The organism is Pseudomonas sp. NPDC090201, assembly GCF_044746825.1.
Taxonomy (GTDB): Bacteria; Pseudomonadota; Gammaproteobacteria; order Pseudomonadales; family Pseudomonadaceae; genus Aquipseudomonas; species Aquipseudomonas putida_AD.
Genome location: NZ_JBIVCX010000004.1, coordinates 294,474 through 319,027, shown reverse-complemented (window position 1 = coordinate 319,027; position 24,554 = coordinate 294,474). Strand labels below are relative to the sequence as shown.

At 62.1% G+C, this 24,554-nt stretch carries 22 protein-coding genes and 1 pseudogene; 11 read left to right on the top strand and 12 right to left on the bottom strand.

Features of this window, described 5'->3' with window-relative positions:
* From ACIPOO_RS15525 to ACIPOO_RS15515, 3 genes are all read left to right on the top strand, one after another.
* Positions 1-624 (top strand): response regulator transcription factor, encoded by a 624-nt coding sequence (locus tag ACIPOO_RS15525; protein ID WP_400608386.1) that lies wholly within the window; start codon positions 1-3, stop codon positions 622-624.
* Between the two features lie 97 nt (positions 625-721).
* On the top strand, positions 722-1,105 hold the full coding sequence (locus ACIPOO_RS15520; RefSeq protein WP_400608384.1) for a response regulator transcription factor: 384 nt from the start codon (positions 722-724) through the stop codon (positions 1,103-1,105).
* A gap of 721 nt (positions 1,106-1,826) precedes the next feature.
* On the top strand, positions 1,827-3,779 hold the full coding sequence (locus tag ACIPOO_RS15515; RefSeq protein ID WP_400608382.1) for a putative bifunctional diguanylate cyclase/phosphodiesterase: 1,953 nt from the start codon (positions 1,827-1,829) through the stop codon (positions 3,777-3,779).
* Here ACIPOO_RS15515 and ACIPOO_RS15510 read toward each other — a convergent pair.
* Positions 3,754-4,533 carry a substrate-binding periplasmic protein gene (locus tag ACIPOO_RS15510; protein WP_400608380.1) on the bottom strand — a complete coding sequence of 260 codons (780 nt, stop codon included), beginning with the start codon at positions 4,531-4,533 and terminating at the stop codon, positions 3,754-3,756. The genes ACIPOO_RS15515 and ACIPOO_RS15510 overlap by 26 nt on opposite strands.
* 226 nt (positions 4,534-4,759) lie before the next feature.
* On the opposite strand from ACIPOO_RS15510, the gene ACIPOO_RS15505 reads away from it, so the two are divergent.
* Positions 4,760-6,877, top strand: coding sequence for a TonB-dependent receptor family protein (locus tag ACIPOO_RS15505; RefSeq protein ID WP_400608378.1), 2,118 nt, complete (start codon positions 4,760-4,762; stop codon positions 6,875-6,877).
* Between the two features lie 45 nt (positions 6,878-6,922).
* Here ACIPOO_RS15505 and ACIPOO_RS15500 read toward each other — a convergent pair whose 3' ends face one another.
* The 3 genes from ACIPOO_RS15500 to leuC form a co-directional block, all read right to left on the bottom strand.
* On the bottom strand, positions 6,923-7,363 hold the full coding sequence (locus tag ACIPOO_RS15500) for a TspO/MBR family protein (RefSeq protein WP_274131213.1): 441 nt from the start codon (positions 7,361-7,363) through the stop codon (positions 6,923-6,925).
* Between the two features lie 124 nt (positions 7,364-7,487).
* Positions 7,488-8,096 carry a 3-isopropylmalate dehydratase small subunit gene (leuD, locus tag ACIPOO_RS15495; RefSeq protein ID WP_400608376.1) on the bottom strand — a complete coding sequence of 203 codons (609 nt, stop codon included), beginning with the start codon at positions 8,094-8,096 and terminating at the stop codon, positions 7,488-7,490.
* Between the two features lie 3 nt (positions 8,097-8,099).
* Entirely contained in the window at positions 8,100-9,521 is a 1,422-nt protein-coding gene (gene leuC / locus ACIPOO_RS15490; protein WP_400608374.1) for a 3-isopropylmalate dehydratase large subunit, read from the bottom strand.
* A 722-nt stretch (positions 9,522-10,243) separates the two neighbouring features.
* On the opposite strand from leuC, the gene ACIPOO_RS15485 reads away from it, so the two are divergent.
* Complete coding sequence (locus ACIPOO_RS15485; protein ID WP_274131210.1) at positions 10,244-10,399, top strand: hypothetical protein; 156 nt, start codon at positions 10,244-10,246, stop codon at positions 10,397-10,399.
* Positions 10,400-10,534: 135 nt separating this feature from the next.
* Entirely contained in the window at positions 10,535-11,293 is a 759-nt protein-coding gene (locus ACIPOO_RS15480; RefSeq protein ID WP_400608372.1) for a sulfite exporter TauE/SafE family protein, read from the top strand.
* Here ACIPOO_RS15480 and ACIPOO_RS15475 read toward each other — a convergent pair.
* Both ACIPOO_RS15475 and ACIPOO_RS15470 read right to left on the bottom strand, forming a co-directional pair.
* Positions 11,281-12,777, bottom strand: coding sequence for a PLP-dependent aminotransferase family protein (locus ACIPOO_RS15475; RefSeq protein ID WP_400608370.1), 1,497 nt, complete (start codon positions 12,775-12,777; stop codon positions 11,281-11,283). The two genes, ACIPOO_RS15480 and ACIPOO_RS15475, sit on opposite strands and share 13 nt — an antisense overlap.
* A 98-nt stretch (positions 12,778-12,875) precedes the next feature.
* On the bottom strand, positions 12,876-13,763 hold the full coding sequence (locus ACIPOO_RS15470; protein WP_400608368.1) for a LysR family transcriptional regulator: 888 nt from the start codon (positions 13,761-13,763) through the stop codon (positions 12,876-12,878).
* 138 nt (positions 13,764-13,901) lie between these two features.
* On the opposite strand from ACIPOO_RS15470, the gene ACIPOO_RS15465 reads away from it, so the two are divergent.
* Positions 13,902-14,900, top strand: a complete 999-nt coding sequence (locus tag ACIPOO_RS15465; RefSeq protein WP_400608366.1) for an NAD(P)H-quinone oxidoreductase — start codon at positions 13,902-13,904, stop codon at positions 14,898-14,900.
* Between the two features lie 34 nt (positions 14,901-14,934).
* Here the strand turns inward: ACIPOO_RS15465 and ACIPOO_RS15460 are convergent, their stop codons facing one another.
* The 3 genes from ACIPOO_RS15460 to ACIPOO_RS15450 are packed head-to-tail and all read right to left on the bottom strand — an operon-like array spanning position 14,935 to position 17,635.
* The gene (locus tag ACIPOO_RS15460; RefSeq protein ID WP_400608364.1) at positions 14,935-15,090 is read right to left on the bottom strand and encodes a hypothetical protein; all 156 of its coding nucleotides are present in this window, start codon (positions 15,088-15,090) and stop codon (positions 14,935-14,937) included.
* Between the two features lie 49 nt (positions 15,091-15,139).
* The gene (locus ACIPOO_RS15455) at positions 15,140-16,051 is read right to left on the bottom strand and encodes a magnesium transporter CorA family protein (protein WP_274131201.1); all 912 of its coding nucleotides are present in this window, start codon (positions 16,049-16,051) and stop codon (positions 15,140-15,142) included.
* Positions 16,052-16,054: 3 nt separating this feature from the next.
* A complete protein-coding gene (locus tag ACIPOO_RS15450) occupies positions 16,055-17,635 on the bottom strand; it encodes a RimK family protein (RefSeq protein ID WP_400608362.1) in 1,581 nt (526 codons plus the stop codon).
* A 94-nt stretch (positions 17,636-17,729) separates the two neighbouring features.
* Here ACIPOO_RS15450 and rimI point away from each other — a divergent pair.
* A pseudogene (gene rimI / locus ACIPOO_RS15445) lies at positions 17,730-18,188 on the top strand (ribosomal protein S18-alanine N-acetyltransferase); the annotation flags it as partial.
* Between the two features lie 5 nt (positions 18,189-18,193).
* Here rimI and ACIPOO_RS15440 read toward each other — a convergent pair.
* Together ACIPOO_RS15440 and ACIPOO_RS15435 are read right to left on the bottom strand one after the other, a co-directional pair.
* Entirely contained in the window at positions 18,194-18,796 is a 603-nt protein-coding gene (locus ACIPOO_RS15440) for a cupin domain-containing protein (protein WP_274131196.1), read from the bottom strand.
* A gap of 45 nt (positions 18,797-18,841) precedes the next feature.
* Positions 18,842-20,794 (bottom strand): FAD-dependent oxidoreductase, encoded by a 1,953-nt coding sequence (locus ACIPOO_RS15435; RefSeq protein ID WP_400608359.1) that lies wholly within the window; start codon positions 20,792-20,794, stop codon positions 18,842-18,844.
* Positions 20,795-20,941: 147 nt separating this feature from the next.
* Here ACIPOO_RS15435 and ACIPOO_RS15430 point away from each other — a divergent pair, with 147 nt between their 5' ends.
* Together ACIPOO_RS15430 and ACIPOO_RS15425 are read left to right on the top strand one after the other, a co-directional pair.
* Positions 20,942-21,985 (top strand): ABC transporter substrate-binding protein, encoded by a 1,044-nt coding sequence (locus tag ACIPOO_RS15430; protein ID WP_274131192.1) that lies wholly within the window; start codon positions 20,942-20,944, stop codon positions 21,983-21,985.
* Between the two features lie 71 nt (positions 21,986-22,056).
* A complete protein-coding gene (locus tag ACIPOO_RS15425) occupies positions 22,057-22,809 on the top strand; it encodes a class II aldolase/adducin family protein (RefSeq protein ID WP_400608357.1) in 753 nt (250 codons plus the stop codon).
* A gap of 87 nt (positions 22,810-22,896) precedes the next feature.
* Here ACIPOO_RS15425 and ACIPOO_RS15420 read toward each other — a convergent pair whose 3' ends face one another.
* On the bottom strand, positions 22,897-23,538 hold the full coding sequence (locus ACIPOO_RS15420; RefSeq protein WP_400608355.1) for a glutathione S-transferase C-terminal domain-containing protein: 642 nt from the start codon (positions 23,536-23,538) through the stop codon (positions 22,897-22,899).
* Positions 23,539-23,856: 318 nt separating this feature from the next.
* On the opposite strand from ACIPOO_RS15420, the gene ACIPOO_RS15415 reads away from it, so the two are divergent.
* Positions 23,857-24,540 carry a gamma-glutamylcyclotransferase gene (locus ACIPOO_RS15415; protein WP_400608353.1) on the top strand — a complete coding sequence of 228 codons (684 nt, stop codon included), beginning with the start codon at positions 23,857-23,859 and terminating at the stop codon, positions 24,538-24,540.
* The last annotated feature ends 14 nt before the right edge of the window (positions 24,541-24,554 follow it).

Below are 24,554 nucleotides of genomic sequence, written 5' to 3'. Positions count from 1 at the left end.
ATGACTACCCCAGCCTCCATCGTCTACATTGTCGATGACGATCAACTGCTGCGCGAGTCCTTGAGCAGCTTGCTTCGTTCCATCGGCCTGCGCGTGGAAATCTTCGCGTCAGTGGCGGATTTTCTTGATTTCAAGCGGCCGGATGCGCCGTGTTGCCTGGTTCTGGACGTGAGGCTTCAAGGTGTCAGCGGGCTGGATTTCCAGAATGAACTGGTCAGGAAAGAGCAAACCGTGCCAATCGTCTTCATGACCGGGCATGGCGACATCGCCATGACGGTACGTGCGATGAAAGCCGGCGCGATCGATTTTCTGGCCAAGCCGTTTCGCGAGCAGGACCTGCTGGATGCCGTCGCGCTGGCATTGAGCAAGGATCTGGAACAGCGCGAGGTCAACAAAGGGCTGGCCGGCCTGCGCAGCCGCTACCAGAGCCTGACGGTGCGGGAGCAGGGTATCATGGCGCTGGCAGCTTCGGGATTGATGAACAAGCAGATCGCAGGTGAGGTGTGCCTGAGTGAAATCACCGTGAAAATCCATCGCGCCAGTGTCATGCGAAAGATGCAAGCCAAGACCTTCGCCGAGCTGGTGCGCATGGCGGAGACATTGAACCTGAGGATCAAGCGTTGATTTATACGCAAGTATGATTAAGCGGGAAATGTGAAGGCGTATTGTGCGAGCAGGCGAAGTCATTTGACTTGTACCTTATCAACGCAAGGTACGTAAATTGCCCACTTCTGCGATTATATCGATTGTCGACGATGATGATTATGTTCGGCTCTCTCTCGGCAGTCTGCTGCGTTCGTATGGGTACACCATTCAGTTGTTCGACAGCGCCGAACACTTCCTCTGCTCTGAACTCATGGGAGTCACCGATTGCCTGATATCTGACATACAGATGCCGGGCATGAGTGGCCTGAACATGTGCGAGCACCTCATCGCGCAGGGCGTCCAGATACCGGTGATCTTCATGACAGCCTCCGCCGAGCCCGCGCCCAGGCTCGCGGCGCAACGCCTCGGGGCTGCGGGCTATCTGACCAAGCCGTTCGATGAACAACCTCTTGTCGCGTGCATCCAGGCTGCCTTGAATTCGGGACGTTCCGAGGCGTGACCCCACGCCTCGATGTCGAATGACCCACCGCCGTCGCGGGCAAGCGCGCTCCTACAAGACCGGTAGATCATCCCAGCACGGCTTGCCGGCGTCGGCGTTTTCAAGATCGCCGTCGCCGGCAAGCCGGACTGCTACGGGATACGGGTTGTTCTCAGGCGGCGTGACCACCCCTATCCCCGTAGGAGCGCGCTTGCCCGCGAATGCGCCAGGCCAGACGCCTCGATGTCGAATGACCCACCGCCATCGCGGGCAAGCTCCTACAAGAGCGGTGCAGATCATCCGTAGCAGCACGGCTTGCCGGCGTCGGCGTTTTCAAGATCGCTGTCGCCGGCAAGCCGGACTGCTACGGGGTATGGGGTGTTCTCAGGTGGTGTGACCACCCCGATCCCCGTAGGAGCGCGCTTGCCCGCGAATGCGTCAGGCCAGACGCCTCGATGTCGGATGAGCCACCGCCGTCGCGGGCAAGCGCGCTCCTACAGACTTCTGGTTGTGTGCAAAGAACGGATAAAAATCAATCCGCTCGAGTGCGAACTTCGTATCTTTCCATCCATCCAGCGGCCTTGAAAAACGTGTTGAACATCATGTCTGCGCCTTACTTACGAACGGTCTTCAGAAATGTGCAGGCAAGCCGAGTACACAGGAATGATCCTGAACAACGTCGATAGAACCGGTGGAAAGTTGAAATGGTAACGGTTGTGAACGCTGCGGGACTTCCCGATCAATGAGAGACAACCTTTTCTCGCGGTTCACGGCACTGTTTTCCGTGGACCGTGACAACGCAAAACTGCTGAATGCGCAGTACGTTGCACTGTCCCGGCAACTGCCGGTGATGTACGTCATCCTGCTGGTGAACACCATCGCCCTGGCCTTCACCCACGTGCATCTGGCCCCGCGCTGGCTCGCGGTGTACCTGCCTGCGCTTCTGACCGGGGTCGGTAGCCTGCGGGCCATGCTGTGGTGGCGCAAGCGCGGTGTGCCGGCCCACCCTGACGCCATCCTGCAGACGCTCACCCGCACCAATCGGCTGGCGGTGTTCCTGGCGTTTGGCTTCACGGCCTGGGCGTTGGCGCTGTATCCCTACGGCGATGCCTACTCCCGTTCGCACATTGCGTTCTACATGGCGATCACCGTGATCGCCTGCATCTTCTGCATGATGCACCTGCGTTCCGCCGCCCTGATCACCACGGCCGTGGTCAACATCGCCTTCATCGGCTTTTTCGTGTCCACCGGCACTTACGTTTACATGGCGATGGCAGTCAACGTACTGCTGGTGTCTGCCGCAATGATCTGGGTGCTTCAAGACCATTACAAGGATTTCACCCGGCTGGTGAACATCCAGGCCCATACCGAGAAACTCAGCGCCGACAATGAACGGCTGGCCAATCAGGACAGCCTCACCGGACTGCCGAACCGTCGGCAGTTTTTCGCTTTGCTGGACGATCATCTGGCCAGTGCCTCCGAGGAGCAGTCACGTTTTGCCGTAGGCCTCATCGATCTCGACGGCTTCAAGCCGGTCAACGATCTCTATGGCCACAGCGTCGGTGACAAGCTGCTGTTTCAGGTGGGGCAGCGCCTGATGGGCTACGAAAGCGACGGCCTGCACATGGCGCGTCTGGGCGGCGACGAGTTCGGCCTGCTGAAAAAAGATGCGTCACAGGACGTGTTGGCCGCGCTGGGGAATGACATCCAGACGTTACTCCAGGAGCCCTTCAGCATCGGTGACATTCAGGTGTCCATCAGTGCCTCGTTGGGCTTTGTGATCTACCCGGACATGGCCAGCGATGCCACCCAGGCCTACGAGTTCGCCGACTACGCGCTGTACCAGAGCAAGCGCGAAGGGCCGGGCAGCATCTGCCAGTTTTCGGCGGCCCACTACCTGGACCTGAACCGCGATATCCGCACGGAGCAGGGGTTGCGCAAGGCCGATGTGGCGCAGGAATTCAGTGTCGTCTACCAGCCGATTCTCGACATCCGCTCGGGCAACACGGTGGCGTTCGAAGCCTTGGCTCGCTGGACGAGCCCTCAGCTCGGCCCGGTGGCCCCCGGTCAATTCATACCCGTCGCTGAACGTCTGGGGCTGATCAACCGCTTGACCGTGCCCTTGCTCAGGAAGGCCCTGGCCGGGGCGATGGCATGGCCGCACGATGTGCGCCTGGCGTTCAACCTGTCGGCCCATGATTGCGGCTCCAGGGAAGCGGTGCGCACCCTCGTCAGGCTGATCGAGGAAAGCGGAATCGATCCGGCTCGCATTGATTTCGAGATCACCGAGACAGCCGTGATTCAGGACATCGAGCAGGCCCAGTGGGCTGTCCAGACCTTTCGCACCCTGGGCTGCGGCATCTCGCTGGATGACTTCGGCACCGGCTATTCCAGCCTCAGTCAGTTGCACGGGCTGGCGCTGACCAAGCTCAAGATCGACCGCTCATTCATTACCAACATTCAGAGCAATCCGGCCAGCTACAAGATCGTCAAGTCGCTGCTGGCGCTGAGCGCCGACATGGGCCTGGAGTGTGTGAGCGAAGGCGTGGAAACCGCGCAAGAACTTGAAGTCTTGAGAAGGTTGGGCTGCGTGCTGGTGCAGGGCTATCTGATCGCCAAACCGATGTCGCCCGAGGACTCGGTGGCCTGGCTGCGCGACAGGGGCCGAGTCAATGCGCAGGCCCGGCACCCTTGAGCCATTTGTCGAGGATGGCTGCATAGGTACCGTCGCGCCGGATCCTTTCAAGCTCGGCCTTGAAGCGGTTCACCGTTTCGTCCGGCGTGCCCGGGCTGAACGCCATGTACAGCCCGTTCTCACTCGACAGTTCAGGCAGGGGCAATGAGCGCACCATGGTGGTGTCGGGATCGTCACCGTTCTTGCGCATCAGGTTGATGGCGTTCAACTCGTTGGAAATCCACAGCTCGACGTGATCCACTTTAAGCTTGCGGTAGTTGTTTTCGTACATGCTGCTGGACTGCAACTCCTTGCCCACTACGAATCCATGGGCGATCAGGTATTGCTCGCCGACGTCCTGGTTGACCGTTGCGATGTGGTAGCGGCGAGCATCGTCCAGGGTCGTCAACTGGATCGGGCGATCCGACAGGCTGAAGAGGTACCATCGCGTCGGTGCAATGGCGCCGACCCATTTGAACAGAGGCTCGCGCTCGGCCGTCCTGGCGATGGAGTAGATCAGCACGTTTTCGGTGTGCAGCGCCAGGTCATAGGCCCGTGCCCAGGGCAGGATCTCGATGTTCGCAGAGGCCCCCACGCCTTTCATGACCGTCCGCACGATCTCCGTGCTCAGCCCCGTTACGCTTCCGTTCTCTGACATGTTGTACGGGGGAAGCTCTTCGGTGACCACCCGGATCGCGGGCTCATCCGCAGCCGCCAGGCTCGTGGCGCCCGCCAGCAGGATCGCGACCAGGCCTTTCAGGAAAGCGTGAGCCATTGCATACCTCTCATCGCCGGGGCTTGCGGGTACAAGCGCAACCAGCGTTGGATTTCAGGTGGTTATTGTAGGTGTTTCTGGTTAGGGGGCTGCGACTTGCGGGAGTTCATTTTAGGAAGGCCTCGGGAAATGCGTCTGCGGGGGTGCAACCGGCGCCGGGACCACGGATAATCGCGCCCCCCTTGATCATCGCCTATGCGCTGCCCGCTAAAACAGGAAGTTTCAGATGTCACCTCGCTTTACCCGCTCCAGCTTGAGCGTCCCCCTCAACCTGACCCTCTTTTGCTGGGGCGTAGGCACGAGCAGCCTGGGCTACGCAGACACCGCCGCCGTCGAAATCGCCGAGCCCACCGTGGTTACCGGCAGCTACGCGCCGGCCTCCAGTTTCGAGCTGCCGTTTTCCATCGACACCGTAGATCTGTCCAAAGGCACCGACGGCCAACTGGGCGTGAACCTGTCCGAGGTGCTGTCACGGGTGCCGGGGCTGGTGGTGCAGAACCGTCAGAACTACGCCCAGGATCTGCAGATTTCCTCGCGGGGATATGGCGCACGCTCGGCCTTCGGCATCCGTGGCTTGAAGCTGTTCAGCGACGGCATCCCGGCCAGCACCCCCGATGGCCAGGGGCAGGCGGCGTCTCTTAACCTCGATGTGGCGGACCGCATCGAAGTCTTGCGCGGCCCGGCCTCGACCATCTATGGCAGCAATGCCGGCGGCGTGATCCAGATGTTCACCCGCGACGGCCAGGGGCCGGCCACTGTCGGCGCAGAAACCACCTTTGGCAGCGACGGCTTCAACAAGAATCATCTGTCGGCCCAGGGCGGCAACGAGACGGCAGGCTTTGTGCTGGATGCCTCGCGCATGGACACCGATGGCTATCGCGACCACAGCGCGGCCCGGCGTGACCAGACCTTCGGCAAGCTGACGCTCAACCCTGACGAAGACTCCCACCTGGCGCTGATCTACAGCAGCCTGGAGCAGAACAATACCCAGGACCCCCTCGGCCAGACCTGGGATGCCTACAAGCAAGACCCGCGTTCGGTGGCCTCGGTTGCAGAGACCTACAACACGCGCAAGAGCATCGATCATCAGCAACTGGGCATGAACTACGAGCGTTACTTCGGCGACGCCACCTTGCAGTTCAACCTGTACGCCGGGCAACGCAGCGTCATCCAGTACCTGTCGATTCCGCGCACGGTGGCCTCCAACAGCCAGCGTGGCGGCGGTGTGGTGGACTTCGACCGCGAGTTTCACGGTGGCACCCTGCGCTGGATTCAGCCGGTGTCCGCGCTGCCCGGAGATTTCAAAGTGACAGTGGGTGCGGACTACGACCGCAGCCAGGATGATCGTCGCGGCTACCAGAACTTCAGCGGCAGCCAGCTGGGCGTCAAAGGCCAGTTGCGCCGCGACGAACAGGACACCGCCACCAGCCTCGATCCTTACGTTCAGGCCCATTGGGCGCTGGGCAACTGGGTCATGGAAGCCGGCGTGCGCCACAGCACCATGACCATGGATGTGGATGATCATTACCTGGCCAACGGAGATGGCAGCGGTTCGAAGAAATACCAGCAGAACACCCCGTCGCTGTCGGTCATGTATGCATTCACTCCCGACCTGCATGGCTATGTCAGCGTCGGCAAAGGCTTCGAAACCCCGACCCAGGCCGAGATGGCCTACGCGCCGGGGCTGGCGGAAAGCTTCAACTTCGGCCTCGATCCGGCCACCAGCACTCAGTACGAAATGGGCCTCAAGGCGCGCCTGGGGGAGGGCACCCGCCTCAACGCGGCGGTGTTCGAAATCCACACCGAGGACGAGATCGTCGTTGCCAGCTCAGCCGACGGCCGCACCAGCTATACCAACGCCGGGAAAACCCTGCGCCGGGGCGTCGAGATCAGCCTGGAAAGCCAGCTCAGCGAGCAATGGCAGACCACCCTGGCCTACACCCGCACGGACGCGACCTACGACGAGGACTTCACCCAGAGCGGCAAGCTCATCGAAAAGGGCAATCAACTGCCGGGCGTGCCCCTCAACAGCCTTTTTGGCGAACTGGTGTGGAAGCCTCGCGACGGGATCAGCACCGGCCTGGAGGCCGAGTACCGCAGCCAGGTGTACGTCGAGGACAGCAATCAGGACAAGGCGGCGCCCGCGTACACGGTGTTCAACTGGCGTGCACGTTTCGAGCAGGATTACGGTCACTGGACCTTCCACCAACTGCTGCGGCTGGACAACCTGCTGGATCGGCAATACGTAGGCTCGGTCATCGTCGGCGACAGCAACGCGCGCTACTACGAAGCCGCGCCGGGCCGGTCCTGGTACGCGGGGGCGGGGTTCGATTATCGGTTTTGAGGGTAGAGGGGGCTGCGTTTGAGGATGCATCCCCCTCAAAACCCTTTAGCGGTTATGGCGCATGATCGAGAAGTTCAGCGCTGCAGCGACCGTCAGCCAGGCCAGATACGGGAACAGGATCAGTCCCGTGATCAGGTCCAGTTCGATGGCCAGCACCACCATGACCGCCACCACCAGCCAGAGGATGGCGAGAATAACCATGCTGGCGACGATGCGGTTGGCGCCGAAGAATACCGGTGTCCACAGGGTGTTCAGCGCGATCTGCGCCGCCCACAGCGCCAGGACCGTCTGGCTGCCGGGTATCAGCGTCAGGCGGTACCCGGCCCAGGCGATGAGCAGGTAGATGGTCGTCCAGGCCAGCGGGAACAGCCAGTTGGGTGGCGTGAACGACGGCTTCTGGAGCGATTCGTACCAACTGCCGGGTTTGAAGATGATGCCGGTGCTGGCCGCAGCGCAGCAGGCGATGAGGAAGATATAGAAAGTCATCTGCAGTCCTATGCCGAAGTGATCGGGTTCGAGGGCCGGCTGGCCCTCTGGACGTTGGATGCCATTGCGGCAAAAAAGTCGTTTCTTATTGCAGCAAATACCTGCTCATTGCTCTCGCGCTCCCTCAACTCAGCCAGGGATTGGCGGCGTAGTGGCGGGTTTCGAAATCACGAATCTGGGCCTCCCGTTGCAAGGTGCTGCCGATGGCATCAAGGCCGAGCAGCAGCGACTGCTTGCGCAATTCATCGATGGCAAAATCGATCACCGAACCGTCGCTCAGGCGAATCTGCTGGTTGGGCAGGTCCACGCTGATCGTGGCGCTGGCGCCGTCACTGACCATGCGACCCAGGGCCTGCAACTCTGCCTCAGGCAGCTGAATCGCAAGCACCCCGTTGCGTTGGCAGTTGTCGTAGAAAATCCCGGCGAAGCTGGTGCCGATCAGCGCGCGGATCCCCAGTTGCTTGAGGCCCCACACCGCGTGCTCACGGCTGGAACCACAGCCGAAGTTCGGCCCGGTCACCAGAAAGCTTGCGCCATTCCACTGAGGGCGGTTGAGCACGAACGCCGGGTCAGGCTCGCCGGATTTCAGGAAGCGCAGATCGAAGAACACGCCGTTGTCCAGGCCGCTGCGATCAATCCCCTTGAGAAACTGCTTGGGCATGATCACATCGGTGTCGACGTTCGATGCGAGAAAGGGTGCGGCTTTGCCGGTCACGATATCAAAAGGTTGCATGGCTCAAGCCTCCTCGGCAAACAGGCGAACGTCGGTCAGATGGCCACGGATCGCCGCCGCAGCCACCATCGCAGGACTCATCAGGTGAGTGCGCGCACCCGCCCCCTGACGCCCTTCGAAGTTTCGGTTGGTACTCGATGCGCAGCGGTCGCCCGCGGCTAGCACATCGTCGTTCATCGCAAGGCACATGGAGCAGCCGGACTGACGCCACTCGAACCCTGCGTCGAGAAAGATCCTGGCCAGTCCTTCTTCTTCCGCCTGGTCACGCACCAGGGTCGAACCCGGCACAATCATCGCCCGAACGGTCGGCGCGACCTTCTTGCCCTTGACCACACGCGCCACGTCGCGCAGATCCTCGATGCGCGCGTTGGTGCATGAGCCGATGAAGGCATGGCTGATCTGCACATCACTCAAGCGCATGCCGGCTTCCAGGCCCATGTAGGTCAGGGCACGCTGCATACCCTGGCGCAGGATCAGGTCATCGATCATGGCGGGGTCGGGCACCGTGCTGCTCACAGGGGCCGCCTGGTCGGGGCTGGTGCCCCAGGTCACCATCGGCTCCAGGGCGTTTACATCGACACTGACTTCGCTGTCGAACACCGCGCCGTCATCGCTGAACAGCTCACGCCACTTCGCTTCAGCCGCTTGCCACTGTTCGCCCTGAGGCGCACGCGGCCTGGACTTGACGTAGGCATAGACCTTCTCGTCGGGCGCCATGAAGGCCCCACGGGCACCGGCTTCCACCGCCATGTTGCAGATGGTCATCCGGGCTTCGACGCTCAACGCCCAGATAACCGGCCCCGTGAACTCGATGGCGTAACCCGTGGCACCGGAGGCACCGATCTTTTCGATCAGGGCCATGATGACGTCCTTCGAAGTGACACCCATGCCCAGCTCGCCGGTCACGGTGACGCGCATGGTTTTCAGGCGTTTGTAGACCAGCGTCTGGGTGGCCAGCAGGTGCTCGATTTCCGAGGTGCCAATGCCAAACCCGAAGGCGCCCAGTGCGCCGTACGTCGTGGTGTGGCTGTCGCCGGCAGCGACCACCATGCCCGGAAGGATGAAGCCCTGCTCGGGCGCGACCACATGCTCGATGCCCTGGCGCTTGTCCAGCACATCGAACAACTCGATGCCGAAGTCGCGGCAGTTCTCCTCGAAGTACGACACCTGCAGCGCGCCGCCGGCGTCCGGCATCTGGGCGACGCGGTTGGCCGCGGTCGGGTTGACATGATCGACCACCGCCAGCGTCGCCGATGGCCGCCACACCGTGCGCCCGGCTTCCCGCAGGCCACTGAACGCCTGGGGACTGGTGTACTCGTTGGCCACCTGACGGTCGATGTAGAGCAGCACATGCCCTTGATCGTCCAGCGTGCACACAGTGTGGCTGTCGATATGTTTCTGGTAGAGGGTACGAGGGCTGTTCATGGCAGATCGCTCTTTCTCATTATCAAGGCAGGGTCACGGTTGCGGATGGCCCCAGCATATTCACAACGAAAAAGGCATCAATAGCGCAGGGGTGAGGGTAGAGGACACGAATCGTGGTTGATTCGGGGGGATTGCCACGCATGCAGACCGTAGCAGTCCGGCTTGTCGGCGTCGGCGTCAGGTCTGTGACGGATGTTTTGCCTGACACGCCCCTCCCGCCGGCAAGCCGTGCTGCTACGGGCTCGGTGTACGGCGAAAGTTGGAACTCGCCCCGCCCCTGTAGGAGCGCGCTTGCCCGCGAATGCGCCAGGCCAGACGCCTTGATGTCGAATGACTCACCGCCGTCGCGGGCAAGCGCGCTCCTACAAGGGCGGTGCAGATCATCTGTAGCAGCACGGCTTGCCGGTGTCGGCGTTTTGAGGATCGCTGTCGCCGGCAAGCCGGACTGCTACGGGGTGTGGGTTGTTTTCAGGTGGCGTGACCACCGATCCCTGTAGGAGCGCGCTTGCCCGCGACGGCGGCCGTGAGATCGCCGCCATCGGCAAGCCGTGCTGCTACGGGTGGCCGCCGCCTTTCCGACGAGCAACGCGCTATCAGACCGTGAGTTGCTGGCGCAGGCGCAAACTGGGGCCATACTGACTGGCCCCAAACCCAATACCGACCTTCGTTGCGCTGTGCGGTTTTCTTCGAGGGATGATGAACGACTCAGAGGAGACCTGTGCATGGTTATCACGATCGAGAAGGCTGTTTGCGGTCCTGACTGGCTGGTGATGCTGAACGATTACCCGCTGACATTTCGCAGCATGGCAGAGGCGCAGTCGTTCGTTGACCGCCTGAAGGCCAGGATCGAGGCGCCGCATATCATTCCGGTCTGGTGATCCCGGGGACTGAGATCCCCTTCGAGCCTGACCCGGCAACTGGTCCATTTCAAAACTTCAAAACTGGCACTTCTTTCAACGCTGGGCTGAGTCGACATTACGCCGACCACAGCCTTGAAACGAAAGGAGTCCCCTTTGGAACTGACTGCCGTCACCCTGATCGTCGCGTTCGCCGGCGTCTTTCTGATCTGTTTCATGAAAGGCGCTTTCGGCGGTGGCTTTGCGATTGTCGGGATTCCGATCCTTTCGCTGGTGATGGACCCGATCACCGCCGGCGGCCTGCTGGCGCCGCTGTTCGTCGCCATGGATGTCTACAGCCTGCGTTACTGGAAACCTTCGACATGGTCGCGGCCGGATCTGTTCCGTCTGGTCCCAGGGCTTGTGCTGGGGATCGGTGTGGGCTTTCTGCTGTTTCGCGTGCTCGATCATCGGGCCATCGCTATCGTGATGGCGGCGGTGACCCTGGTGTTTGTCGGCCTGTGGTTCAGGGCGGGCGGGGAGGTCAAGGTGCAGCCGCGCTCTTCGGGCAAGGCGGTGGCCGCCGGGATCACTTCCGGGATCACGACGATGGTGGCTCACTCCGGCGGGCCGCCGCTGGCGATTTACCTGCTGCCGCTTGGGCTGAGCAAGCAGGTCTACGCCGGGACCACGAGCATGTTCTTCACCGTCGGTAACCTGCTCAAGGCCGGGCCCTGGCTGCTGCTCGCAAGACCCACCGGCAACGTGCTGAGCCTGACCGGCGTTTGCCTGCTGGCGGTTCCCTGTGGCGTGTGGCTGGGCTGGCGGCTTCACACCCGCCTGGACCAGCGCCAGATGTACCGCGCCTGTTATGGGCTGCTGGTGGTCACAGCGCTCAAGCTGCTGTGGGATGGTATCAGCGGCTACCTTGGCTGATCCCCTTGGGCCAGATGGTCGCGAACCACCGCTGCGAGGATGCGCACGCCTTCCTCGATCTGCTCCGGCGTCAGCCCTGCATAGCCCAGGATGAGTGCGGCGGGGCGTTCGCAGTCAGGCGAGACAGGTGTGGCGAACAGCGGGGAGAGGGGATACACGCCGACCCCGCGTTCAAGCAAGGCGGCCTGCAACGAGGCCTCGTGCCTGGCACTGAGTGTCGGCAGGCGCAGTACGCCATGAAGCCCGGCAGCCATGCCGCGCAGCTCGCTGATCCCTCCCAGATGCGCCTCGACCGCTTCGAGCAGCGCCTTCCTGCGTCGTTCGTTCTCGCGTCGCAGCCGGCGAACATGACGCTCATAGGCGCCGCTTTCTATCATCGAGGCGAGGACATTCTGTTCCCAGCTCGCCGAGTGGCGATCGGTCAGACGCTTGGCCTCGCGGAACACCTGCACCAGCTCGCGGGGAAGCACCAGATACCCTAGCCGCAGTTGCGGTGTCAGTGCTTTCGAAAACGTGCCGACGTAAATCACCCGACCGTCCGTGTCAGTGGATTGCAGCGCATCGATGGGGCGCTGGCCATAGCGAAACTCGCCACCGTAGTCGTCTTCGATGATCCAGGCGCGATTGCGACTCGCCCAGGCCAGCAGCTCAAGACGACGGGTAATGGGAAGCACCGCACCCATCGGGAATTGATGGGAGGGCGTGACGTAGGCCAATCGCACCTGATCACTGTCTGGCAGGCAGCGGGTATCCAGCCCTGACGTGTCTACGGCAATGGGAAGCGGGGTCGCGTCCGTGGCCTCGAAGCACTGCCTGGCCATGCGATAGCCGGGGTCTTCGAAGACGAACGCATCCCCTGGGTTGAGCAGCAGGCGGGCGCACAGGTCCAGCCCCTGCTGCGAACCGTGAACCACGAGAATCTGTTGCGGATCGCAGGTCAGGCCTCGTGCTCGCCGCAAGTAACCCTGTAACGCGGTGCGCAACCGCGTCTCGCCCTCAGGCACGCTGTGATAGCCGCCAGGCTGGCGCTTGATCAACTCGTCGCGGTAAGCCCGCTGCCAGCTCAGGGCTGGAAAATCTCCAGAAACGATCGCGCCAAACCTGAAGTCGATGCGTGCCTGGGCGTAGGCCATGCGGTACGGCTGCATGGCAGCAACCCGCTGAGCATATCGGGACAGCACGGGCGCCGTTTCCCTGGGCAGCGTCGAACTGGCCTTCGCGGCGCTGGACGATGCACCCGCCACGGCCATCACCCGGGCGGCCTTGCCGGACGAAGTCTGCACGAACCCTTCTGCGGCCAATTGTTCGTAAGCAGCCGTTACCGTGGTGCGAGACACGCACAGCTCCGCCGCCAGCGCCCGGGTCGACGGCAGCTTCTGACCGGCTGCCAGAGTTCCATCCTCTATCTGCCTGCGCAGGTCGGTGTAGATTCCGCGTTCCGAGCCGCGATGCCCCGCACCTGGCCTGCCGGAAAAATGGCTCATGGAAAAACCTCCAAACGGGTACTTATGGTTGGCCGCGCCCTGAGTGAAATTATGGGTGCTGATCGCTTGAAATCTCTATGGTCAGCGGGTGCAGTCTTTCAGACCTGCGACAGGCCGGCTGAAGATTCAAACGCCATCACCAGGTAATCAATCACCTTGCTGACCCGTGCGGTATGGCGCAGGTCCTTGTGGGTCACCAGCCAAACGTCGTAGGTCTGCGCGCGGGTCTGGTGGGGCCACACCTGTACCAGCCCGTCGCGCTCGCCCATGTGGATCGGGATTTCTCCAAGGCCAAGTCCCGCTGCCAGCGCCGTTCGCACCAGCAGGCTGCTGTTGGCGCTGGCAACCAGGCGCGCGCTCTGGGTGGATTCCTGCGCCACGTTGTAGCGCTCGCCGGCATCGACGTGGGCCTGGAAGGCGACGATGTCATGGCCGGCAAAGCCGCTGCCGGGCTTGGGCGTGCCTCTCTTGTCGAGGTACTGGCGTGAGGCGAACAGCCCGATCGGCCAACTGACCAGCCGACGCACCAGCAAGTCCGGGTTGTCGGGCTTGATGGTGCGCAGGGCGATATCGGCTTCGCGTTTGGCCAGGTTCAGCATGTCGGTGCCGGCTTTGATTTCCACCCTGACGTCCGGGTACACCTCATGCAGACGGGCAATCGCCGGAATCACGAATTCCACGGCCAGGGAGTCGGTGGATGCAATGCGCACCAGGCCCGTTGGCCGCTCATCCAGTCCTTCGATGCGGCGTTGCAGTTCGTTGCCTGCCTGCTCCATTTTCTCGGCGGCATCCAGCGCGGCTTCTCCTGCCGTGGTCAGGGCATAGCCGTCGGAGGTGCGCAGGAATAGCGTCGCTTTCAGCGCCCGCTCCAGGGCCACGATCCGCCGCCCGACGGTGGCCTGGTCTACGTTCAGCGCCCGAGCCGCGCCCCTTAACGTCGAGATGCGCGCCACGGCCAGGAAATACCTGGCGTCGTCCCAATTCATATCAGCTCCAGGTGATGCACTTATGCATCGCTATAATGACGAATCGCTGCATTATTGCACGCAGCAGAGTCAGTATGCTGAATGCCTTCAACGGGCTGATGTCAAAGCCTGCACTCACTGTTCACAAAAGGTATTCCCATGAGTCATCCAGCTCGCATGAACTACATCCAGATCACCCAACCCGGTGGGCCGCAGGTGCTCCAATTGCAGCAGGCCGACGTTCCCCAGCCCGATCAGCACGAGGTGTTGATCAAGGTGCACGCGGCGGGGATCAACCGTCCTGATGTGATTCAGCGGGCCGGCAAGTACCCGATGAAGCCCGGCATGAGCCCGGTACCTGGCCTGGAAGTGGCGGGTGAGGTGGTCGGGATCGGTTCGGCGGTATCCGGATTCAACCTCGGCGACAAGGTCTGTGCGCTGACCAATGGCGGTGGCTACGCGGAATATTGCGTTGTGCCCGCGACTCAGGTGCTGCCGATTCCCGATGGCGTGGACATGATCCAGGCCGCTGCCATCCCGGAAACCTTCTTCACCGTGTGGGCCAATCTGTTCGAGCTGGGCCAGGCCCGCGAAGGCGCCACCGCGCTGATCCACGGCGGCACCAGCGGCATCGGCACCACCGCCTTGATGCTGTGCAAGGCGCTGGGCATCAAGGCATTCGCGACCGCGGGCAGTGAAGAAAAATGCGAGCAGATTCGCGCCCTGGGGGCCGAGGCGATCAACTACCGTGAGGCCGACTTCGCCAAGGTCATCGCCGAAAAGACCCAAGGCAAAGGCGTGGACGTCATCCTCGACATCATGGGCGGCAGCTATTTCGACGGCAACGTGGCTTCCCTCGCACGCCGTGGCCGGCTGGTGATCATCGGCTTCCTGGGCGGCGGCTCGGTGAAGGATTTCAACCTGCTGTCGCTGATCGACAAACAGGCCTCTGTGACCGGTTCGATGATGCGCTCGCGTAGCGCCGCAGAAAAAGCCGAAATCGCCCGGGCGGTGCAGGCCAATGTCTGGCCGTTGCTCAGCCAGGGCCAGTGCCTGCCGATCATCGACCGGGTGTTCCCGCTGGCCGAAGCCAGCAAGGCGCACCAACGCATGGAAGACGGCGATCACATCGGCAAGATTGTGCTGAAGGTGCTGTGAGCCTGACTAGCACCTCACTGTAGCCGTGACGATGTCAGGGAAGGGCACTGTCCGGCTGGACAGGCTCTTCCTTGGTCGCAGCTTCGGGCTCGGCGGCCGTCAGTTGAGAACGGTGGTCCAAAAGGCTTATCAGGCTGCCCACTACGGCGATCCCTATCAGCATTAACAAGCCGATACTTGAAGCTTGCATTGTCTACTCCCTGAATCCACGTACGTTGGAAAACCCCAGAAGCGCTGCGTCAGGCCATCCTGCGCAGCGCGACGACCATTGCCGCGCCAAGCAGCGTCATGCCGGCAATCAGTGCCGGGAATGACCACCACCAGGGCACGCCCGATGTCATCATGCTGAATTCGGACATCCCGCCGATGCCCGCGATCAGGTTCAGCGGCAGGAACACGACGTTGATCAACGTGAGCTTGCGCAGCGCCAGGTTCATGCCGTTGTTTGCAAGATTCCCGCGGGACTCGATCAGGTTCGCGAACACCTTGGCGTGGATCCTCGCCTGCTGGTAGCTCTGCTCGTTTTCGATGACCAGATCGTTCAGCGCGTCGAGCTGGCTCGAACTGAAACCGTGCCGCTGACCGTGGCTTCGCAGCAGGTTCAATACCGCACCGTTGCTCTGAATCGCGTTGACGTAGTACACGAGGCTTTCGCTCAGGTTGTACATCTGCGCCAGTTGCTGGTTGTCCATGGTTCGGGTGAATTGCTGCTGAATCTCCCGAGCCACCTGTTTGACCACCCGCAGGTGCCCCAGATAGTGATGAACGCTTTCTGCGAGCAGGGCCATCAGCACATCCAGCGGGCCCTTGAGCGCCGTCTCACTCGCAAGGCTGGATAACAGCGAGTTGCTGGCGCAGATCACCACCAGCCGCTGTTCGCTCAGCACCACGCCGAACGAGGAGACGTTGAACGCCCGGCCATCGAAACTCTCCGGGCGCTTCCAGATCAGGAACAGATGATTGGCCTTTATCTCGATCCGTGCGACCTCATCCGGATCCAGCGAAGACTCAAGCGCCTGGGCACCGATCCCCAGAGACCCCTGCAACACCCGCTGCTCGGCTGCATCAGGTGCAACGCACAGCCACACACTTGCCTTGTCCTGGGGCGCCTGCTGCAGGGCGCCGGACTGGATGCCGTAACCTTCGATCATCTGCTAGAGCGCCTGGCCACGGTGTTTGAGTTCCAGTCTCTGGGTAAAGGCATGCAACACGCGCCGATACAGCTCATCCCCCAGCACGGCGTCTTCGATGCCTGCATCCAGGTTGGGGTTGTCGTTGACCTCGATGACCAGCACGCGGTCGCCGGCCTGCTTGAGATCGACGCCGTACAGGCCGTCACCGATCAGCCGGGCGGTGTCCAGCGCCAGCTTGATGACCTCGGCCGGGGCCTGATCCACCGGCACGGCCTGGCACAGCCCGTTGACCTCGCCGGGCACGGCCTTGTGGTTGTAGATCTGCCAGTGCCCCTTGGACATGAAATACCGGCAGGCGTACAGCGCCTCACCGTTGAGCACGCCGACCCGCCAGTCGTATTCGGTGTAGCAATATTCCTGGGCAAGCAACAGCACCGAGTGCTCGAACAACTCTTGCGCCGCAGCCGACAGCGCCTGGGCATCGGCGACCTTGATCACCCCGCGGGAGAAACAGCCGTCCGGAATCTTCAGTACCAGCGGAAAGCCCAGGCGCCGGCCTGCCTGTTCCAGCTCCTGAGGCCGGTCCTTGTAGAGGATTTCGGTGGCGGGCATGCCCAGCCCCCGCCGCTTCAAGAGGTCGGCCAGGTACACCTTGTTGGTGCAGCGAAGAATGGACGATGGATCATCGATGACCACCAAACCCTCGCTTTCCGCCTTTTTGGCGAAGCGGTAGGTGTGGTCGTCGACCCGGGTGGTTTCGCGGATGAACAGCGCGTCGAATTCGGCGAGGCGTGCGTAGTCTTTTTTCTCGATCAGCTCGACATCGATACCCAGTTGCCTGCCGGTCTCGACAAAGCGCTGCAACGCCAGCGGATTGGACGGTGGCAGGGCTTCGTGGGGATCGTGCAGGATCGCCAGGTCGTAGCGGGCAACCCGTTTCGAGGCCGGTTGCCGCCAGGTCCGGCGATTGAAGGCATCGAGGGCATCGGCGAAGGCATGCTGCTGTTCGTCCCGCAGCCTGTGCAGGGCACCGGCCTTGATTCCGGCGATCTGCCAGGTTTCGCCACGGCGAAACTCCACCAGCAGGATGGGGCAGGGGAAGGCTTCAAAGAGCTGGCGACCGATCTCCTGCAACGGGGCAATGGACGCCTTGCCGAAATACAACGAGAGGGTAAACGCTTCGGTCTGGCCATAAGGGTGGTTGGCCAGCGCCCGCTCCAGGGTGCGCTCGAGGTCATCCAGGCCGACTCCGTACAGCGCTTTGCGCGCCAGTTCGCTGATGGTGCGCACCGACGGAAAAACCTTGTGTCCCCGGGCCTCGGCGAGCAACGAGCAGTAGTAGCCTTGCCCCAGGTATTTGTAGTGACGGCACAGGTTGATGACCTGGGTGCGGTGAGGGAATTCGTCACTGTGCTCAAGGTAATCCTGAGCGAGCATCAGGCTTTCGCTGGGCAGGTAGTCTGCCCAGTCTTCCTTGCGTTCGACGAGGATCAGCAAGCGGTTGCCCGCCGGCTTGCGACTGGGAGGTTCCTCGCTCGGGGTGATTGTGGAACGCTCGGATTTATCCAATACTTCGTGCACCTTGGCTAGCACCGCTGACATGAGTAATCGATCTCTATTGAAGAACAGGCCGCTTCAATAAATCACGGGCATCTGCGTGTGTCCCGTCTCGTTACTCAAACATTACGGTGTTGCCATGCTTTTTGATTTTCGCTTTGCATCGACCGACGATGTCGATGATCTGGTTGCGCTCGAGCAGGCATGTTTCACCCTGGACCGATTGCGCCCGCGCCACTTTCGCTGGATGCTCAGCCGGGCCAATGCCAGCCTGATCGTCGCCGTTGTCCAGGAATCTCTCGTCGGCTACGCCCTGGTGCTGTTTCGTAGGGGCAGCCCGCATGCGCGTCTGTATTCGATTGCCGTAAGTCCGCAGTGCCGAGGTCACGGCCTGGGGCAACGTCTGCTGGAACAGGCGCAAGACTGCGCGGTTGGGCGACGTTGTGCGCGGCTGCGTCTGGAAGTGCGCGCCGACAACCCTGCCGCCATCCGCCTGTACGAGAGCAATGGCTATCAGCGCTTTGCCACTGTCGATGACTTCTACGAAGATCACGCCCAGGCGCTGCGCTTCGAGAAACCCATGCTGCTCGGGGATCCGTCGGCTCAGAAGGTCGGCGGCGTAATCACCCAGATCACCACGGCGTCCACGTCGCCGGGGTTGCCGTAGCGATGGGGTTCCTGGCTTGAGAAGCTGAAACTGTCGCCTTCGTTCAGCTGGAAATACCGCTCTCCCACCCACAACTCGAAGGTGCCGGAGAGCAGGTAGCCGGCTTCCTCGCCTTCATGGCTGTAGCTGGTCTGGCTGTAGGTGCCGGGAGGGAAGCGCGAGTGGAGGATTTCCAGTTCGCGGTTGGGTTGCGGGGTCAGCAACTGGTCGACGATGCCGTCTTCGTAGTGCACGCTCAGGCGGCTGTTCTTGCGCACCACGTAGCCTTCGTCTTCGGGGGCGGTCACGGCCTCGCTGGCGAAGAACCACTGGATGGTCACGCCCAGGCTGCGGGCAATGTTGAACAGCGCCGGGATCGAGGGGTAGGACAGGTTGCGTTCCAGTTGGCTGATGTAGCCGGCGGTCAGCTCGCTCTGTTCGGCAAGCTCGGCCAGGGTCATGCCACGGCGTTTGCGCAGGCCGCGAATCCGGGTTCCGAGAAACTGCGGTGCAGCGCTGCCGTCCTCGGAACCGGGTGTTCTGGATTTGATGCTGGTCATCAGGCGTTCCGCTCGGCCGTGCAAAGTGCCGAAGTATAAACAGGGTCACAGGCTGGCGGCGACCTTCAACCCCTCATAGATCGCTTCTTCGGCGGTACGTGGTGCCAGGCAGTCGCCGATGCGGACCACCCGGGCCAGGTCCTGGATCTGCCCGGCCAGTGTATCCACGGACTGATGGCCCTGGCACAGGACCAGGGTGTCGATGTCCTCGAAGATCATCGCCTCGCCGCTGGCGGTATGTTGCAGGTAGACCGTATGGTCGTCGCACCCATACAGGCGCGCGTAAGGGGTGATGGGGATGCCCAGCTTGTGCAGTTCGCCCGCCATCTGGTCACGCACATACAAGGGCAGGGCTTCACCGCAGTGGGTGCCGTTGACCGCCAGTTGCACCTGATGCCCGGCGCGCACCAGACGCTCGGCGATACCGGGGCCGATCCAGTCGCTGCGCCAGTCGACCACCAGCACCGAGCGACCAGGCTTGACCTCGTCGCGCAGCACCTGCCAGGCGTCGATCACCTGCAATTCGCCGCCACGCTCGAAGGCCGGCCAGTAGGGTTCTGCCCCGGTGGCGACGATCACCGTGTCGGGTCGCTCTCGCTCGACCAGCGCACGATCGACCCGGGTATTGCGCACGACCTCGACGCCGGCCAGTTGCATCTCGCGCTGCAGGTTGGTACTGGCGCCGCCGAATTCGCTGCGCCGGGGCAGCAATTGCGCGAGCAGGACCTGGCCGCCCAGTTGTGCATTGGCTTCATACAGGGTCACCTGATGCCCTCGCGCTGCGGCGACGGCGGCGGCTTTCATGCCGGCAGGGCCGCCACCGACCACCATCACCCGCTGACGAACACTGGCCGGTGCCAGACGGCCGAACTGTTCCTCGCGGCCGGTTTCCGGGTGCTGGATGCAGGAAATCGGCAGGCCGCGATGAAAATGCCCGATGCACGCCTGATTGCAGGCGATGCAGGCGCGCACGTCCTCCACATGACCGGTGTCGGTTTTGTTCGGCATCTGCGGGTCGCAGATCAGCGCCCGGGTCATGCCGCACACGTCCGCCTGGCCCCGGGCCAGAATCAGCTCGGCCTCCTGGGGCTGGTTGATCCGGCCGGTGACGAAGAGCGGGATGTCGAGATGCGCCTTGAAAGTGCCGGCTTCACGGGCCAGGTAGGCGGCCTCGATGGCCATCGGCGGCACGATGTGCACCGCGCCACCTAGCGAGGCCGAAGTGCCGGCGACGATGTGAATGTAATCGACGCTGGTTTGCAGGGCGCGCGCCGCACTGAGCGATTCGTCCTCGCTCAGGCCTTCGCTGTCCCGTTCATCGGCGCTGATGCGCAGGCCGATGATGAACTGCTCGTCGGTGCTGGCGCGCACCGCAGCGATGACTTCCCGCACAAAGCGCAGCCGCTGTTCAAGGTCGCCGTTGTAGGCGTCGGTGCGCCGGTTCACCCGCGGGTTGATGAACTGCGCCGGCAGGTAACCATGGCTGGCGACCACTTCAACGCCGTCGATGCCGGCCTGATGCAGGCGCCGCGCAGCCGCTGCGTAGCCGGCGACAATCTCGTCGATCATGGCCTGGTCCAGTTCCCGGGGCATCACCCGGAACCGCTCGTTGGGCACCGCCGACGCCGAGTAGGCGACCGCCAGCAGCCCGTCGCTGGACTCCATGATCTCCCGCCCCGGATGGAAGATCTGCGACAACACCACCGTGCCCTGTTCGTGGCAGACCTCAGCCAGGCGCCGATAGCCGTCGATGCAGGCGTCATCAGTGGCCATCAGCACGTGGGACGTGTAGCGCGCACTTTCATGCACCCCGGCCACCTGCAACACGATCAGCCCGACCCCGCCCTCGGCGCGCGCCTTGTGGTAGGCCACCAGCCGGTCGTTGACCAGATTGTCGGTGGGCATGGTGGTGTCGTGGCCGGTGGACATGATGCGGTTCTTCAACCGCTTGCCACGGATCTGCAACGGCGCGAACAGGTGTGGGAAGGCGGTCGACATGGTTCAGGCTCCGGTGTTGTTATTTTTTACTCATAAAAATGTACCTGTAGTAAAAAATCAACTTGTTTTTTTAATTGTCCGACGCTAGCTTCCAGTCACTCCCATTTCATGGGGGCACCTCAAAACAACAACAAAGAGGGTTCAGCGATGAGATTTTTCGCACGAAAGACTTGCCTGCATGCCGTCCTGCTGTGCCTGGCCTCGGGCGTGTCCCAGGCCGGATCGGACATGGTGGTGGTCGGCTATGGCGGGGCGGGGCAGAAAGCCCAGGACCTGGCGCTGTTCCAGCCCTTCAGCGCCCAGGACAAGAGCAAGCTGATCCAGAGCGAATACAACGGCGAGATGGCGCGGATCAAAGTCATGGTCGACACCGGCAATGTCGATTGGGACGTGGTGCAGATCGAAGGGCCGGACCTGATGCGCGGCTGCGACGAAGGCATGTACGAGCGCCTGGACTGGAAAGCCCTGGGCCATGCCGATCAGTTGATTCCCGATGCGGCCGAGGAGTGCGGTTCGGCAGCCCTGGTGTGGAGCGTGGCCATCGCCTACGACCGCAACAAGCTGGCCCAGGCGCCCACCTCATGGGCCGACTTCTGGGACGTGAAGAAGTACCCCGGCAAGCGCGGCCTGCGCAAGCGTGCGGTGTACAATCTGGAATTCGCCCTGCTGGCCGACGGCGTCAAGGTCGAGGATGTCTACAAGGTGCTGGCGACCCCGGCCGGCGTGGACCGGGCCTTCGCCAAGCTCAGCCAGCTCAAGCCGAACATCCAGTGGTGGGAAGCCGGCGCTCAGCCTGCGCAGTGGCTGACCTCCGGTGATGTGGTGATGACCTCCACCTACAGCGGCCGCATCGCTGCCGCCGCGCAGGCCGGTGCGCCGCTGGCGGTGGTCTGGCCGGGGAGCCTGTACGGCATGGATTACTGGGCGATCATCAAGGGCTCCAGGCACGTCGATCAGGCCAAGCGTCTGATAGCCTACGCCAACCAGCCCGACGCTCAAGTGCGCTATGTCGAAGCGATCCCGTACGGCCCCACCAACACCCTGGCGGCGGCGAAGCTGGATCCGGCACTGGCCAGGTGGGTGCCCACCTCCAAGGAGAACATGGCGGGTGCGTTGTCGATGAATGTTGGTTTCTGGGTTGACCACGGCGAAGAGCTGGAAGAGCGCTTCAACGCCTGGGCCAGCCAGTAGTAGCGCGGGGTGCCGGGTCGCCTGGCGGCCCGGCGGCTGTCTTTTACCCTCCGGATTGTGAGCCCGTACCGATGAAAACCGAACAGCAATTGCGTGAAGAACTGGCCGCCTGTTACCGGCTGATCGCGCACTTTCGCATGACTGACCTGATCTTCACCCACATCTCGGTGCGCCTGCCGGGGCCGGAGCATCATTTCCTGATCAACCCCTACGGACTGATGTTCGACGAGATCACCGCGTCCAACCTGGTCCGGATCGACCTGGCGGGCAACCCGGTGGAGCCGACGCCTTACCCGGTCAACCCGGCAGGCTTCGTGATCCACAGCGCCATTCATGGCGCACGGGACGACGCCCAATGCGTGCTGCACACCCACACTCGCGCCGGTTGTGCAGTGGCGGCGCTGGAGTGTGGCTTGCTGCCAGTGAATCAGATTTCCATGGAGTTCTACGGGCGCATTGCCTATCACGATTATGAAGGGATTGCCCTGGACCTGAGCGAACAACAGCGTCTGGTAGCGGACCTTGGCGACAAGTCAGCGATGATCCTGCGCAACCACGGCCTGCTGACCGTGGGCCGCAACGTCAGCGAGGCTTTCCTGCGCATGTACTACCTGGAGAAAGCCTGCGAGATCCAGTTGGCCGCACAAGCCAGCGGTCAACTGGTGCTGCCGCCCCATGAGGTGTGCGCGCACACCGAGCGGCAATTCAACGACCCGCAACGGCCACTCCAGGAAGGCCAGCTCAACGACCCGGACGGCATGCAACTGGCCTGGTCCGCATTGTTGCGGATGCTGGACAGGGTTGCGCCCGGGTATCGGGATTGACGGCCATGGGGTGTTTTGCAAGGGATGTCTGAAGTGCAACACAGAAGCGGGGCAGTCATTGACTGCCCCGTTTTGTGTTGCACGCAGTTATGCAGGGATGGCTTCGGAATGCGCAGCGAAGAGCGCGGCTTCCTCTTTCAAGGCTTTTTGCACTGACGGCAAAGCGTCCATGCGTGCCTTGTAGGCCATCAGGTGTCCCAGGTGTTCGATCTGCGCCCCGGAGCGGGTGTGCCACCAGGTGCCGAAGACATAGGCATCGGCCACGGTGAAGGTGTCGCCTGTCAGGAATGCGCGGCCATCGGCCAGGCGCGCATCCAGCGCAGAATAGGCGGTGACGAGCTTGGCGCGGGTCCAGGCGGTGCCTTCCTCGGTCAGCAGTTTGCGCATCAGCGGGATGTGTTTCTGGGCGATTTCGGTGGCGATGAAGGTCAGCAGCTGATCGAACTTCACGCGCTCCAGCGTGCCATGGGCAGGAATCAGGCCGGCTTGCGGATGCTGGTCAGCCAGATACGAGGTGACGACGATGGTTTCGGACAGGATGTCTTGCTGGTCGTTGTTCAACACCAGCGCCGGTACGTAGAGCAGGGGGTTGATCTGCGCGAAATCGTCGCCGTTGGAAGTGCTCTTGCCGAACACATCGAAGTGCACCAGTTCAAGTTCCAGGCCAAGCTCGTTGGCGATGATTTGAACCGCTTGGGAACAGGTCTGGTTGGCGATGTAGAGTTTCATGCTGTGCTACCTCGAAGGGTGGATTCGAACCCGGGTATCGGGTCGGTGAGCACAGTCTGTTCTCGGCCAAATCAATGATAAACACCGCTGTTCGAGACTGTCTGTAGCCTCTGGGGAGACAGTGAGTAAAGTCGCCGCAGACTCTTTTACGCCACGCATTTGCGCGACTCTCGTGACCAAATCGCTGGATTTGTCGCTTTCAGGGATACAGAGCGTCGCTTTATCCCTGGCTTATCGCTTCAACGTATCCGGGCATAGTGGAGGCCAGTAAACGACGGCTGCAACGGCGTCGTTCCACCGACAGGTCCGGAGTTCATCATGTCCGAGCATACGCAGGGCATCCCTCTTCAGGCGATGCTGACCAAACAGATGATTGCTTCTGGTGACTACTTGCTGAACTTCGGACATATACCCGAGGGCATCCTGTGGACGCTGGAGCGCATCGAACAGTCCATGCACGACACCCTCAGCCGACGTCCCGATCAGGGTGACTTCTGGATCTTCGGCTACGGCTCGCTGATCTGGAACCCGCTGTTGAGCTTTGCGGGACAGCAGGCCGCGACGCTCCACGGGTGGCACCGAAGTTTCTGCCTGCGGATGATTGCCGGCCGGGCGACGGCGGAGCTGCCGGGGCGGATGCTGGCGCTTGAACCGGGTGGCTCGACTCAAGGTATCGCCTTTCGCCTGACCGAGGCGATGGCGGATGAAGAGTTGCTGCTGCTGTGGATCCGGGAAATGCCTACCGGAGCCTACCAGCCGGTCTGGACCCGGATCGAACTGGAGGATGGCCGCGAAGTGACCGCTCTGGTGTTTGTCGCAGCGCCCGATCACCCCCTCTATGAAAGCGATTCAACCGTGGCTGCCATCGCCAGCAGCATTGCCCGGGCAGAAGGCCCCATGGGCAGCAACGCGGACTACGTCCACAAGCTGTGCGCCGCACTGGCTGACAGTGGAATGACCGATGAATACATCGACACGTTGTCCGCCCACATCATGTTTTAGATGTTGCAACTGAC